The 14,845-nt window shown below is 31.6% G+C and carries 14 protein-coding genes and 1 other annotated feature; of the genes, 12 read left to right on the forward strand and 2 right to left on the reverse strand.

Annotated features, from left to right (window positions below; translation table 11 throughout):
- The first annotated feature begins 11 nt into the window (after positions 1–11).
- The 6 genes from ligA (at position 12) to B5E58_RS03830 (ending at position 7,008) form a co-directional block, all read left to right on the forward strand.
- Positions 12–1,955 (forward strand): NAD-dependent DNA ligase LigA, encoded by a 1,944-nt coding sequence (gene ligA, locus B5E58_RS03810; protein WP_334293185.1) that lies wholly within the window; start codon positions 12–14, stop codon positions 1,953–1,955.
- 123 nt (positions 1,956–2,078) lie between these two features.
- Entirely contained in the window at positions 2,079–3,368 is a 1,290-nt protein-coding gene (locus tag B5E58_RS03815; RefSeq protein WP_088108365.1) for a bifunctional folylpolyglutamate synthase/dihydrofolate synthase, read from the forward strand.
- A 37-nt stretch (positions 3,369–3,405) separates the two neighbouring features.
- On the forward strand, positions 3,406–3,552 hold the full coding sequence (locus B5E58_RS13420) for a hypothetical protein (RefSeq protein WP_158097659.1): 147 nt from the start codon (positions 3,406–3,408) through the stop codon (positions 3,550–3,552).
- Positions 3,553–3,575: 23 nt separating this feature from the next.
- Positions 3,576–4,961 (forward strand): tetratricopeptide repeat protein, encoded by a 1,386-nt coding sequence (locus tag B5E58_RS03820; RefSeq protein ID WP_088108366.1) that lies wholly within the window; start codon positions 3,576–3,578, stop codon positions 4,959–4,961.
- Positions 4,962–4,986: 25 nt separating this feature from the next.
- Positions 4,987–5,391: a hypothetical protein gene (locus B5E58_RS03825; protein WP_088108367.1), complete on the forward strand. Its 405-nt coding sequence runs from the start codon at positions 4,987–4,989 to the stop codon at positions 5,389–5,391.
- A 129-nt stretch (positions 5,392–5,520) separates the two neighbouring features.
- On the forward strand, positions 5,521–7,008 hold the full coding sequence (locus B5E58_RS03830; RefSeq protein ID WP_088108368.1) for a C69 family dipeptidase: 1,488 nt from the start codon (positions 5,521–5,523) through the stop codon (positions 7,006–7,008).
- Positions 7,009–7,059: 51 nt separating this feature from the next.
- On the opposite strand, the gene B5E58_RS03835 is transcribed toward B5E58_RS03830, so the two are convergent.
- Positions 7,060–7,254 carry a hypothetical protein gene (locus B5E58_RS03835; RefSeq protein WP_088108369.1) on the reverse strand — a complete coding sequence of 65 codons (195 nt, stop codon included), beginning with the start codon at positions 7,252–7,254 and terminating at the stop codon, positions 7,060–7,062.
- Between the two features lie 158 nt (positions 7,255–7,412).
- On the opposite strand from B5E58_RS03835, the gene B5E58_RS03840 reads away from it, so the two are divergent.
- Complete coding sequence (locus B5E58_RS03840; RefSeq protein WP_088108370.1) at positions 7,413–7,991, forward strand: xanthine phosphoribosyltransferase; 579 nt, start codon at positions 7,413–7,415, stop codon at positions 7,989–7,991.
- 328 nt (positions 7,992–8,319) lie between these two features.
- Here B5E58_RS03840 and proS read toward each other — a convergent pair whose 3' ends face one another.
- A complete protein-coding gene (proS, locus tag B5E58_RS03845; protein ID WP_088108371.1) occupies positions 8,320–9,756 on the reverse strand; it encodes a proline--tRNA ligase in 1,437 nt (478 codons plus the stop codon).
- Between the two features lie 54 nt (positions 9,757–9,810).
- Positions 9,811–10,029 (reverse strand) — a binding site (T-box leader).
- 131 nt (positions 10,030–10,160) lie between these two features.
- Here proS and B5E58_RS03850 point away from each other — a divergent pair.
- The 5 genes from B5E58_RS03850 to gatA all read left to right on the forward strand — a co-directional run bounded on the left by B5E58_RS03850 (position 10,161) and on the right by gatA (position 14,845).
- Positions 10,161–10,373 (forward strand): hypothetical protein, encoded by a 213-nt coding sequence (locus tag B5E58_RS03850; protein WP_088108372.1) that lies wholly within the window; start codon positions 10,161–10,163, stop codon positions 10,371–10,373.
- A gap of 96 nt (positions 10,374–10,469) precedes the next feature.
- Positions 10,470–11,597 carry an aminopeptidase gene (locus B5E58_RS03855; protein WP_330395606.1) on the forward strand — a complete coding sequence of 376 codons (1,128 nt, stop codon included), beginning with the start codon at positions 10,470–10,472 and terminating at the stop codon, positions 11,595–11,597.
- Positions 11,598–11,704: 107 nt separating this feature from the next.
- Complete coding sequence (aspS, locus tag B5E58_RS03860) at positions 11,705–13,033, forward strand: aspartate--tRNA(Asn) ligase (RefSeq protein WP_088108374.1); 1,329 nt, start codon at positions 11,705–11,707, stop codon at positions 13,031–13,033.
- 36 nt (positions 13,034–13,069) lie between these two features.
- Positions 13,070–13,357, forward strand: coding sequence for an Asp-tRNA(Asn)/Glu-tRNA(Gln) amidotransferase subunit GatC (gatC, locus tag B5E58_RS03865; protein ID WP_088108375.1), 288 nt, complete (start codon positions 13,070–13,072; stop codon positions 13,355–13,357).
- Between the two features lie 15 nt (positions 13,358–13,372).
- Positions 13,373–14,845, forward strand: a complete 1,473-nt coding sequence (gatA, locus tag B5E58_RS03870) for an Asp-tRNA(Asn)/Glu-tRNA(Gln) amidotransferase subunit GatA (RefSeq protein ID WP_088108376.1) — start codon at positions 13,373–13,375, stop codon at positions 14,843–14,845.

Below are 14,845 nucleotides of genomic sequence, written 5' to 3' on the forward strand. Positions count from 1 at the left end.
TTATGGAAAGAATGAAAGAACTTATAAATATATTGAATAATGCTTCACGTTCATATTATCAGAAAAACGAAAGCCTTGTGTCTGACTTTGAATATGATAAACTTTATGATGAACTTATGAAAATTGAAAAAGATACAGGCGTTATTCTTGCAAACAGTCCTACTCAAAATGTGGGATACACTGTTTTAAGTAATCTTACAAAGGTTAAACATGATGAAAAAATATTATCTCTCGATAAGACAAAAGAGCCTGAAAAATTAAAATCATGGCTTGAAAATCAAGAGGGTGTTTTGTCATGGAAACTTGACGGTTTGACCATTGTATTAAAATATAATAATGGTGAACTTGTTCAAGCTATAACAAGGGGAAATGGTGAAGTTGGAGAAGATATAACCCACAATGCAAAGGTTTTTAAAAATATACCTCTTAAAATATCATATAAAGATGAGCTTATTGTAAGAGGTGAGGGCATTATATCTTATTCAGATTTCGAGAGAATAAATGAAGAACTTGATGAAAATGAAAGCTATAAAAACCCTAGAAATCTTTGTAGTGGAACAGTAAGACAGCTTAATAGTGAAATAACATCTAAAAGAAATGTTATGTTTTATGCTTTCACTGTATTTAAGGCTTTTGGAGTTGATTTTGATGATAAGAAATCAAATCAACTTTTATGGCTTAAAACTTTGGGATTTGATGTAGTTTATAATAAAATTGTAAACAGTGATAATATAATTGATAGTGTTTATGAGTTTGAAAACAAAATACCTGAAAATGATTTCGCATCAGATGGACTTGTTTTGACATATAACAGTATATCTTATAGTAGCTCTCTTGGAACTACTGCAAAATTCCCTAAAGACTCAATAGCTTTTAAATGGAAAGATGAAACAGCCGAAACGATTTTAAGAGAAATAGAATGGAATACATCAAGAACAGGACTTATAAATCCTATTGCTGTTTTTGACTCTGTTGAATTGGAAGGAACAACAGTAAACCGTGCCAGTGTTCACAATGTAAGTATTTTGGAGGATTTAAAACTTGGTATAGGTGATACAATAAAAGTTTATAAGGCAAATATGATAATACCACAGATTGCAGAGAATATCACTAAAAGTGGTAATTGTGAAATACCTAAAAATTGCCCTGTATGTAACGGAGAGACGGAAATAAGAAGTATACGTGACGGAAAAGCTTTATACTGTACAAATCCAAACTGTTCCGCCCAAAGAATACGCTCTTTATCCCATTTCGTTTCAAGGGACGCTATGAATATTGAGGGGCTTTCAGAGGAAACTATCAAAAAGTTTGTTGAAAAGGGCTTTATATCTGATTACACAGATATATATTCTCTTTATAAATATGCTGATGATATTAAAAATATGGAAGGTTTTGGAGAGAAATCTTATAATAATCTTATAGAGTCCATAGAAAAATCAAAAAATACCGAACTTCCTAATTTTATATATGCCCTGGGCATAAATCATGTAGGACTTAGCAATGCTAAGCTTTTATGCAAAAACATAAATTATGATATAAATAAAATTTTTGAAGTTTCTCAAGATGAACTTATAAATATAGATGGTTTTGGGGATATAATAGCTCATAGCATAGTTTCATATTTTGCTGATAATAAAAATAGAGAGCTTTTAAATAAAATATTAAAAATAGTAAGTTTTAATACTGTTGAAATATCTGAAGAAACTGAAAACAGCAATATAAATGGCAAAACATTTGTAATAACAGGTGACCTTAATAATTTTACAAATAGAAAAGAACTTCAAAATAAAATTGAAAGTCTTGGAGGAAAAGTTACAGGTAGTGTCACAAAAAAAACTAACTATTTGATAAACAACGATATACTTTCAGAGTCATCAAAAAATAAAAAAGCAAAAGAATTGGGAATACCTATAATAACAGAAGAAGATTTTATAAAAGAATTTTTAAATCAATAAATAAACTGAAATACCTAAAAATACATCAAAGACCTTGTGACATAATAGTTTCAAGGTCTTTCATTTTTATTATTACTATTGTATAATAATTATTCAGATAAAATATTTTTTGGAGGAATTAAATTGAATTATGAAGATGCCGTTTTTTATATAGAAAACGGAAGCGTAAGCACAGAAAAACCGGGACTTAAAAGAATGGAACAACTTCTTGAAAAGTTGGGAAATCCTCATAAAAATCTAAATATAATACATATTGCAGGAACAAACGGAAAAGGTTCTTCCTGTTCTATGATTAGTAATATACTAATAGAGGAAGGATATAAAGTAGGTTTATATACATCTCCTCATCTTGATAAATACAATGAAAGATTTATCATAAACAATGAATGTATTTCAGATGAAAAATTTGTATATTATACATTGAAGATAAAATCTGTATGTGATGAAATGACAAAATGTGAATATGGCAGACCAACAGTATTTGAGATACTTACAGCTTTAGGATTTTGTTATTTCAATGATGAGAATGTTGATTTTGTTGTTTTGGAAGTGGGACTTGGAGGAAGATTTGACGCTACAAACATTGTTGAAAAACCTGTTGTGTGTGGCATAGCCTCAATAAGTTTTGACCATACAGCTTATCTTGGCAATACACTTTCAGAGATAGCCTTTGAAAAAAGTGGTATAATAAAGAAAGATTGCCCTGTTGTTTTGTATTCTCAAAGTGATGAAGTTTATAATGTTGTAAAAAATATTGCTTTTGATAGAAATGCTCCTTTTTATTATACTGAGGATATAGGTATAAATATAAAAAGTGAAAATATTGAAGGTACTGTTTTTTCAGTTAAAAATAAATATTGTGACTATGAAAATATAAAATTAAATCTTCTTGGAGAATATCAGCCTTATAATTGTGTTTTTGTTCTCACAATGTGTAAAGCATTAAAAGACAGAGGAATAAAATTGTCTTATGAAAATATAATAAAGGGACTAGAAAATACAAAATGGAATGGAAGAATGGAGATATGTTCTGAAAATCCATTGATTATAATAGATGGTGCTCATAATGCCGGGGGAATAGATATGCTTTCAAAGTCCATAAAAAGATATTTTGAAAATAAAAATATAACCCTTGTTTTAGGTGTTTTGGGAGATAAAGAATATAAAAAAATGATAGAACTTATTATGCCTGTTGTTCATAAAGTTGTAATAACAGAACCTGAAAGTATAAGAAAACTTAATATTGAAAAACTTAGTGAAACTTTATCTGGTTATAATAAGTCTGTATTTAAAGAGAAAAGTATTAAAAAAGCTGTTGAACTTGCTAAAAGCATAACAGAAGAAAATGGAGTCATAATATGTTCCGGTTCTCTTTATATGGTTGGAGAAATAAGAAAAATTTTAAAATTATAATAGTATAATACTCTTATTTTTATGGGAGGTTTAATATATGATTGATTTCAAAAGTGAACTTGAAAAATATCAGCCTATGATGGAAATGGAAAACATAGAAAATTCCATACATACCGAAGAATTTCAGGATATTCTTGATATGCTTTCTTATATATCAAAACAGAATGATTTAAAAAGTAAGTGATAAAGTAAGGAGAGATATATTTTATGAAATGTCCAAACTGCGGGAAATCTTTCAGCTTTGGAAATATCTGTCCTCATTGTAATGCCGATATATATTTATATAATAAAACAATAAATGCTTCAATTAAACTTTATAATAAAGGACTTGATATGGCAAAGAAAGGAGATATGGCTTCTGCTGAAAAATTTCTTGAACATAGTGTAATGTTTAATAAATATAATGTAACTGCAAGAAATCTTTTGGGACTTGTATATTTTGAGAGAGGCAGAATTGGAAATGCTTTAAAAGAATGGATTGTAAGTTCATCAATTAAAAAAGAAAACAATCCAGCAAAAACATATATAGACAAAGTTTATAAAAATCCTCGTGAAATGGATAAAATGAATGATGCAGTACATATGTATAATCAAGCTATTATATATGCAAAACAGGATACAATTGACCTTGCTATAATACAGCTTAAAAAGGCTGTAAGTGTCAATCCTAAACTTATAGAGGCATATAATTTGCTTGTTCTTTGTTACATAAAAATAAAGAAATATAGTCTGGCAAGAAAATATTTAAACAGACTTTTAAAAAGAGAAAGAAAAAATGAAAAAGCACTAAAATATTTAGTTGAGTTAAATATTTTGAGTCCTTCAAAGTCTAAGAAATCACAAATTGATTATTATGATGATGAAATTGAAAATGTCAGTTCAAGAAAAAAAGCTAAAAATTCTCTGCCCTATAAAGAGTATAAAAAAAGATTTATAAAGAAAGGTGAGATTATAGCTTTTATTACAGGAGCTTTTTGTTCGGCTGCTGTTGTAATGGCTCTTTTGTTGCCTTCAATGATTGATACAAGAGACAACGAGATTATAAATCTTAAAAATCAAATAGAACAGATTACATCAACAGAAACAGATGAAAAAACTTTGGAAATAGAAAATCTTAAAGCAGAAAATGAAAATTTGAAAAAACAACTTGAGAAAAATCAAAATATTTTATATACTCAAGAAAATACAGCGTTGGTGAAGGAAGCCTTAAATCTTGAGGCTGAAAATAATTATGAAGAATGTGCTGTAAAAATTTTGGAAATTAAACCTGAGTATCTTGCAGAAAAAGAAAAATTACAGTATGATACACTTGTGGAGAGTGTTTATCCAAAAGCTTCTCAGAGTTTTTATAATAAAGGAAAATCTGATTTTTTGAGTAATAATTATAATGAAGCAAAAATAAACCTTGAAAATTGTCTTAAATTTGCAAACGGTGAAAATTTTGTTGATGATGCAATATATTATCTTGGAAAAATAGCCGAGAATAATGGAGATATTGACACAGCTAAAAGTTATTATCAAAGAATTATATCAGAATTTCCACAATCAAACCAATATAAAAATGCTGAAACCAGCCTCGGTAATATAGAGTAATTTAATTTGTATAGGGGGAACTTTTATGAAAAATATTTTATCTGAAAGCACAAAGGTTGCATCATATCTTTTGTGGGAGAAAACAAGACATAATTCAGCTCTTGACCTCTGGTACTGTTGTGAGAATATAGCATTATATCTTGAACAGAATGACATTATATCTATAATAAAACTTGAGGAAATTATCAAGAAAAATAAATCTGCCTATGAATACATAAATTTTGTGAGAAATATATCTTTTAGAATTTATCTTGTATCAAGGGACAGAAGTTCTCTTGAAAATTGGTATGTTGCTGAAAGTCTTTTAAATGATTATGAGTGGTGTCGAGCTATTGTAAATATGGCTTATGTTTATAGAGCTACAAGAGAAGGAAAAATTGAAACAACTGTTAGAAGTGAATGGATAAGACGAGAACTTGAAAAAAAATAAAGTTTAAGGTACAGATTTTCTGTACCTTTTTGTTTTTTGAAAAAATTAAAAAATGCTATTGATTTTTTATATTAAATGTGCTTTAATATTTATTAGCGATTTTTGCATAAATATTAAGGGGGATTTAAGATGAAAAAATTAATTTCAGGGGTTATTGCACTTGCAATGGCTTTAACATCTGCTATGCCTGTGTTTGCTTGTACAGGTACATATGTTGGAAAATATATGTCAGAAGACGGAAGTAGAATGGTTGCAAGAACAGAAGATATAGGAGGAGGACACACTAAGAGATTTGAGGTTATTCCTGCTACTACTTATAAAAACGGTGAATACTTTGTTGATGAACAGACAGGTTTTAAATATCCACAGCCAAAAGAAGCGTATAAATATACAGCTGTACCAGATTCAGAAGTTGAAGATGATGGTATATATGCAGAAATAGGATTTAATGAACATGGTGTTGCTGTTGATGCAACTGTATCAGCCAGTGCAAATGAGGCTGCTCTTGCTGCTGACCCGCTTGTATCTGATGGTCTTCGTGAGGCTAATATACCTACAATAGTTCTTCCTCGTGTTAAAACTGCAAGAGAAGGCGTTGAGCTTATTGCTTCAATAGTTGAAACACAGGGTTCTGCTGAGGGTAATGTTCTTATGATTGCTGATAAAAATGAAGCTTGGTATGTTGAGATATATACAGGACATCACTATGCAGCTATAAAAATGCCTGACAATGTTGTTTCTGTATTCCCTAACTGCTTTATGCTTGATTATGTAGACCTTTCAGACACAGAAAATGTTATAGCATCTGATGACCTTATAGATTTTGCAAAAGAGAACGGTTTTTATAAAGAATATAATGGAAAATTCCACGCTGCTCTCTCTTATGGTGAAGAACTTGAAACAGGTAACAGAGACAGACTTTGGGGAGGAATAAACTTCCTTGCTCCAGAACTTAATATACCTTATGATGCAGAAGTGTTCCCACTTTTCTTTAAACCTTCTGAAAAAATATCTCTCAAAGATGTTATGGAATTACAGAGATACAGATATGAGGGAACAGAACGTGACCCTGAAACTGCAACAGATGAAGTTCGTGTTATAGGAACAGAGAGACAGGCTGAATGTCATATACTTCAGTTTAAAGATGAATACCCAACAGATTTAGGCGGTTTAATGTGGCTTGCAATGGGAAATGCTGAACATTCTGTATATCTTCCTACATACGGAAATATAACAGACACAAATGAAGAATATAAAGTTAAAACAGCTGATTATGATAGCAATTCTGCATATTGGAAATTTAGAGGTCTTTCAACTCTTGCTGAACTTAACAGAGAAAAATATGGTCAGAGTGTAAGAGATTTCTGGAGCAAATATGAAGATGAACTTATTGCAAAACAGGAAGAAACAGACAAAGTTTTAATTGATTTATATGAAGAAAATCAGATAACAACAGCTGAAAAATATGCAACAGAACTTGGAATGAGTATTGCTGATGATGCTATGGAAAAAGCTGATACAATATATAACGAGCTTATGGCTTATGTTGCAACAGAGGCAGGAAGAGCTAATAAAAATCCTTTCACACCTTCAATTGCAGAGGAAAGTGCAGAATAATTAGTATAAAATAATAAAAGGTATCTGTAAATTTACAGATACCTTTTTTATTTAATAAGGACTGTTCCAAAAAATACCCTTTCCGTTGGAAACTATTTTTGCATCAGCTACATATATTTCACTTTCATTCCACACTCTGCCTTCATTATCAATGAATAAAGGATAACCCATTTCCATATGAAATCTTATAGCATCATTATCTTCTTCAGTGAGTCCTATCATTGTATCATAGTTGAATTCTTCCATAAAATTAAAACCTCCTTTTAGAATAATTATATTTTATATAAATAATGTTGTCAAAAAATAAAAATTCATATTATTTATTGAAATAAAAATATATATTATAGTATAATACCATTTAACAATAAAATAATATATTAAAATTTATAGAGGGGTACGTTTATATGCAGTTATTAAAAGATAGAATTTTAAAAGACGGTGTTGTAAAAAAAGGAAACGTATTAAAGGTTGATAGTTTTCTCAATCACAAAATGGACATAGAACTTTTTGAAGAAATAGGAAAAGAGTTCAAGAGAAGATTTGCTGACTGCAATATTAATAAAATACTTACAATAGAAGCTTCTGGAATAGGTATTGCTTGTATTGTTGCTCAGTATTTTGATAATGCACCAGTTGTCTTTGCAAAGAAAACTCAAAGCATAAATATTGATGGAGAAGTTTACAGTACAAAAATTCAGTCTTTTACACACAATAAAATTTATGATGTAATAGTATCAAAGAAATTTTTAAACAAAGATGATAGAGTACTTATAATAGATGATTTCCTTGCAAATGGTTGTGCTCTTGAAGGTCTTGTTGAACTTGTAAAAAGTTCAGGGGCAACTATTGAAGGTATAGGAATAGTTATAGAAAAAGGTTTCCAGAGAGGTGGAGACATTATACGTGAAAAAGGTTTACGTCTTGAGTCTCTTGCTATTGTGGATTCTATGGATGATGAAAAAGGTATAGTATACTTTAGATAAAATTTGATCAAATAAAATAATGGGATTTAAGCCTGTTGTCCTATTTTGTGACAGCAGGCTTTTTATATAGTAACTGATTAATATATAAAATATATATAATATACAGAAAATAATAAAAAAGTATTATTTATTTAAAACATTCATATAAATGGAACAATTATAAGTCTCTTTCAAATGTATTTTGTGATATTCCACAACTTGACAACAGAGCTATAAACTATACTTTTAAAAAATATCTTAAAAACTCTGTTGACTTGACAAATTTATATTTTGGCACATAAAAAAGAAGCTGCAAAATGCAGCTTCTTTTATTTTTGAAGAATATTTATTAATATGCTCTACCCCAGTAAACCATATGTTTTGCTTTCTTTCCACAGCATACACAAGTATCTGAAAGTTCTTCCTGTTCAAAAGGAATACATCTTGATGTTGCAGCTGTTTTTTCTTTTATAGCATCCTCACAAACCTGGTCTCCACACCACATAGCTTTTATAAATCCTGGAGTTTCGTTTATTGTCTTTTCAAACTCTTCCATGTTCTTTGCAACATATGTTTTGCTGTCGCGGGAAGCTCTTGCTTTTTCAAGAAGGTTTTTCTGAATATCATCAATAAGCTCTTTAACTTTTGTTTCAAGTTCGTCCATAGAAATAACAGTCTTTTCTCCTGTGTCACGTCTAGCAAGTACAACCTGATTGTTTTCAATATCTTTAGGACCTACTTCAAGTCTTACAGGAACACCTTTCATTTCATATTCAGAGAATTTCCAACCTGGAGAACGGTCTGTATCATCAACTTTAACTCTTGCAATATTTGCAAGTCTTTCTTTAAGTTCATAGGCTTTATCAAGAACACCTGGTTTCTGCTGTGCAACAGGAACAATTACAACCTGTATAGGAGCTACTGCTGGAGGGAGAACAAGACCACTGTTGTCACCATGTACCATTATTATTGCACCTATAAGACGTGTTGTCATACCCCATGATGTCTGATGAACATACTGGAGTTTGTTTTCTTTGTCTGTGTACTGAATATCAAAAGCATGAGCAAAACCATCACCAAAGTTATGGCTTGTACCTGACTGTAAAGCTTTTCCGTCATGCATAAGGCTTTCTATTGTGTATGTAGCCTTTGCACCTGCAAAACGCTCTTTTGCTGTTTTTTCACCTTTTACAACAGGTATTGCAAGAATATCGTTACAGAAGTCAGAATATACATTAAGCATTTTAATTGTTTCTTCCTGTGCTTCCTCAGCTGTTGCATGAGCTGTGTGTCCTTCCTGCCATAAGAATTCCATTGTTCTTAAAAATGGTCTTGTTGTTTTTTCCCATCTTACAACAGAACACCACTGATTGTAGAGTTTAGGAAGGTCTCTATGAGACTGTATTATATTTGAATAGTGTTCACAGAAAAGTGTTTCAGATGTAGGACGAACACAAAGTCTTTCTGTAAGCTTGTTTTCACCACCGTGAGTTACCCAAGCAACCTCAGGAGCAAAACCTTCAACGTGGTCTTTCTCTTTCTGAAGAAGGCTTTCAGGAATGAACATAGGCATATATACATTTTCATGTCCTGTCTCTTTAAATCTTCTGTCAAGCTCTTTCTGTATAAGTTCCCATATAGCATAGCCGTAAGGTTTTATAACCATACAACCTCTAACACTTGAATAGTCTACAAGTTCAGCTTTTTTAACAACGTCTGTATACCACTGTGGAAAATCAACTTCCATATCTGTTATGGAAGAAACAAATTTTTTGTCTTTTGCCATTTTAAAAACTCCTCTCAAAAATTTTAAACATAAAAAAAGCCTTCATCCCAACAAAAAAGGGACCAAGGTAAATTTTCGGCGGTGCCACCCTAATTGATATTTTTTAAAATATAAAAAAATATCCTCTCAAAACCTTTTAACGGGGGATACCGTCGCACTTTTATTCCTGCGAAACTCAGGGAGCAGGTTCGAAATACTATCATAAAGGCTTTCATCAACCGCCTTCTTTCTGTAATGAAACATAAATCTACTATTTCCCGTCACAGTTTTTACAATATACAAAAGTATAATAAACCAGATTTTATACTGTGTCAAGATAGTAAAATTAAATTTAAAAATAGGTTTATTTATTATATAATTAAAATATAAATTTTTAGTGATTTTATTATATGGAGGTGTTTTATATGAAAAATACAGGTATTTGTCCAAAATGTAATGGTAATGATATTTTAAAAGTTCCGGGAAAATCGGGGGCTTATGGTTCGGGAAATAATATTCAAGTAGGCTTAACTATTTTTTCAGCAGTATTAGTTGATAGATATGTTTGTTGCTCCTGTGGATATTCTGAAGAATGGATTAATAAAGAAGATATTGAAACATTAAAAGATAGATTTTAAAATAATTAAAATGTATTTATATATATTGTTTATTATTATAATTATATGATAGGATATACAATAGAAATAATTTGATATAATTTGACATAAAAAGGAATGAGCATTTTGAAAGATTACAGATTGGAAAAACTTGCAGATATACTTGTAAATTATTCAACAGAAGTAAAGAAGGGTGATAAAGTAGCTGTCTCTGGTGAGGAGGTCTCTTTACCTTTTATAAAAGCTGTTGCAAAGGCTGCTATAAAAAAAGGTGGAATTGTAAAATATTTTGTTGATATTCCTGAGATTGATGAATGTATAATAAAAGAGGGAAATGATGAACAATTAAAAGAGCCTAACTTTAGATTTGGTGAGTGTGCCAAAAGTGATGTTTGGATAAGTGCATGGGGTAGTGATAATTTAAAAACTTTTGTTTCTGCGTCTGGAGAACGACTTAAAAAAAGACGTCTTGGAAATATTGAAAACAGAAAAATATATAATAAACGTTCAGCAACAGGAGAATTACGTTGGTGTGGAACACAGTTTCCGGCAAATGGTGATGCTCAATGTGCTAATATGAGCCTTGATGAATATGAGGATTTTGTATATAAGGCAGGATTTATATATGAAGATGACCCAATTTCTAAATGGAGAGAGATTGAGAGTTTTCAAGAAAAATGGGTAAAATATCTTGATACAAAAAAAGAGCTTCATATTATAAGCGTTGATACAGATATAAAAGTTAATATTTCAGGTAGGAAATGGATAAACTGTTGTGGAAAAGAGAATTTCCCAGATGGTGAAATATTCACTTCACCTGTTGAGAATGATATAAACGGTTATATAACATTCTCATATCCTGCTATATTAAACGGTGATGAATTTGAAAATGTTAAATTTACTGTTAAAAATGGAAAGATAGAGAATATTGACTGTAAAAATAGAGAAAGCCTTGATAAACTTATTTCTTATATAGATACAGATGAAGGCTCAAGATTTTTTGGAGAGGTTGCTATTGGTACAAATTACAGTATAGATAGATATACAAAGAATATACTCTTTGATGAAAAAATGGGCGGTACTATGCATATGGCTGTTGGTGCTGCTATGGAGGAAGCCGGAGGAAAAAATGACTCCGCTATACATTGGGATATGATTAACGATATGACAAAATGCGGAGAAATTTACGCAGACGGTCAGCTTTTTTATAAAAATGGTCATTTTTTGGATGAAGTCTTAAAATAATTTGATTTTAAGGAAAATTTATGTTATTGTTATAAAATAGGTTTTTTATGTAAAGACTAAAATACCTTTTAGGTATAAAAATAGAAATTTCAGAAGGAGCGATATTAATGGAATATGTTACAGGAAGCTGTCAGCCAAAAGATATGGAAATATCCGATTTAATGCTTTTGGAAGACGGTGCTGAAGCAAAAACTCATGGTATGGTTTATTCTATAAAAGACATGGGTGATTTTGGTTTTGTTACTTTAAGAAAGAGAAACGGACTTGTTCAGTGTGTTTATGAGAAAGGTAATTCTCACTTTGAACTTTCCGATATAATGACAGAAGCGTCAATACAGGTTACAGGAAATGTTAAAAGAGATGACAGAGCTCCAAATGGCTTTGAAATCCACCTTGTAGACTTAAAAGTTCTCTCAACGCCTAAGGAACAGACTCCTGTAAATCTTTCAAAAAGAAAACTTGGAATGTCTCTTGAAACAAAAGTTTCAATGCGTCCTATAACTTTAAGAAACAACAGAGAAAGAGCTGTTTTCAAACTTCAGGAAGGTGTTGTAAGAGGATTTAGAGAATACTTTGAAAAAGAAGGATATACAGAAATCCGTTCACCTAAAATCGTTGCAAGTGGTGCTGAAGGTGGAGCTAATATATTTAAACTTGATTATTTTGGGAAAAAAGCATATCTTGCACAGAGCCCTCAGTTCTACAAACAGACTCTTGTAGGTGTATATGAGAGAGTATTTGAAATTGGACCTGTTTTCAGAGCTGAAAAACATAACACAACAAGACATCTTAATGAGTATATTGGTGTTGACATGGAACTTGGTTTCATTGATAGCTTTGTTGATGTTATTGATGCTGAAACTGGTGCTTTAAAACATATGTTTGAAGTTCTTAAGAGAGACTATGACAGAGAACTTAAAATATTAAATATTACACTTCCTGTTATAGATAAAATACCTATGGTTAAATTCAAAGATGCAAAAGAAATGGTTGCTGCTGAATATAACAGAAAAATTAAAGACCCATATGACCTTGAGCCAGAAGAAGAACAGCTTATTTCAAAACTCTTTGCTGAAAAATATGGCAGTGAATTTGTATTCGTAACACACTACCCTGTTAAAAAACGTCCTTTCTACGCTATGGACGACCCAGAAGACCCTAAATATACATTGAGTTTTGACCTTCTTTTCAGAGGTATGGAAATTACAACAGGTGGACAGAGAATTCATGATTATGATACACAGGTTGCTAAAATGATTAGCAAAGGTCTTGACCCTAATGACTTTGAGTCTTATCTTATGATACACAAATATGGTATGCCACCTCATGGCGGTCTTGGAATGGGACTTGAAAGACTTTGTATGAAACTTATGGACGGTGTAAACGTTCGTGAAGCTTCAATGTTCCCAAGAGATATGACAAGACTCGTACCTTAATTTTTAAAAATTTTTTGTATAAGAAGGTGTAAGTATATGAAAATTACAGACGAAATGATAGATTACATCAGCCAGCTTGCCCGTCTTGAACTTTCTGGAGAAGAAAGAGAAAAGGGTAAAGAGGAAATTGGAAAAATCATTGATTATATGGATACATTAAATACTCTCGATACAACTGATATTGAAGCTATGTCCCACGCTTTCCCTGTAAAAAATGTATTTAGGGAAGACGTTGTAAAACCTTCCGTTGACCGAGACATTATAACACTTAATGCTCCTAATAAGAAGGAAGGCTGTTTCAAAGTACCTAAAACAGTTGAGTAAAGGAGGAATTTACAAATGGAAATTACAGGTCTTTCAGCCCTTGAATTGGGTAAAAAGATTAAAGCTGGTGAAATCGGCGTTGTTGAAGCTACAAAAGCCAGCCTTGACAATATAGAAAAATACGATAGCACATATAACTGCTACGTTACAGTATGTAAAGATGAAGCATTAAAGAGAGCTGAAGAAGTTCAGAAACTTATTTCTGACGGCACTCTTACATCACCTCTTGCAGGTGTTCCTATGGGTGTTAAAGATAATATGTGTACAAAAGGTATACAGACATCTTGTGGTTCAAGAATGCTTTCAAACTTTAAACCAACATATACATCAACAGCAGTTTCAAAACTTGAAAATGCTGGTGCCGTAATACTTGGTAAACTTAACATGGACGAATTTGCTATGGGTAGTACATCAGAGACATCATTCTTTGGTGCTACAAAAAACCCTTGGAATACAGACAGAGTTCCTGGCGGAAGTAGTGGCGGTTCTGCTGCTGCTGTTGCTGCTGAGGAAGCATTCTGTACACTTGGTTCAGACACAGGTGGTTCTATAAGACAGCCTGCTGCTTTCTGTGGTGTTACAGGTCTTAAACCTACTTATGGCTCTGTTTCAAGATATGGTCTTGTTGCTTATGCTTCATCTCTTGACCAGATTGGACCTATTGGTAAAAACGTTGAGGACGTTGCTGAAGTATTCTCAACAATAATGGGACATGACCCTAAAGACAGTACATCTGTTAAACAGGAAGCAAAGAAATTTGTTCTTGATAACAATATTAAAGGTATGAAAATTGGTATACCTACAAACTATTTTGGAAAAGGTCTTGACCCTGAAGTTAAAGAAAGTATACTTGCATCAGCTAAAGTTCTTGAGGGAATGGGAGCTGTTGTTGAAGAATTTGAAATGCCTGCTCTTGACTATGCTATACCTGCATACTATATAATAGCTTGTGCTGAGGCTAGCTCAAACCTTTCAAGATATGACGGTATCAAATATGGATACAGTGCTAAAGATTTTGATGGTCTTGTTGACCTTTACTATAAATCAAGAAGCGAAGGTTTTGGAGAAGAAGTTAAGAGAAGATGCCTTATAGGTGCATTCGTTTTAAGTAGTGGATACTATGATGCATACTATAAAAAAGCATTACAGGTAAAAGCTGTTATCAAAAAATCTTTTGATGATGCTTTTGAAAAATATGATGTTATATTAACACCTACTGCTCCTACAACAGCCCTTAAGATTGGTGAAAACTTAAGTGACCCTCTTAAGATGTACTTAGGAGATATTTATACAGTATCTGTAAATCTTGCAGGTCTTCCAGGACTTGTTGTTCCTTGTGGATTTGACAAAGAAGGTCTTCCAATAGGTATGCAGCTTATAGGAAAACCATTTGGTGAGGATACACTTTTAAATGCTGGTTTTGCTTTCCAGAGCACAACTGACTATCATACAAAGAAACCTGTTCTTAAATCAGGAAAGGAGGCATAA

Origin of the sequence: Tyzzerella sp. An114, from assembly GCF_002161055.1 — a bacterium.
In the GTDB taxonomy this organism is placed as follows: domain Bacteria; phylum Bacillota; class Clostridia; order Lachnospirales; family Anaerotignaceae; genus Fimicola; species Fimicola cottocaccae.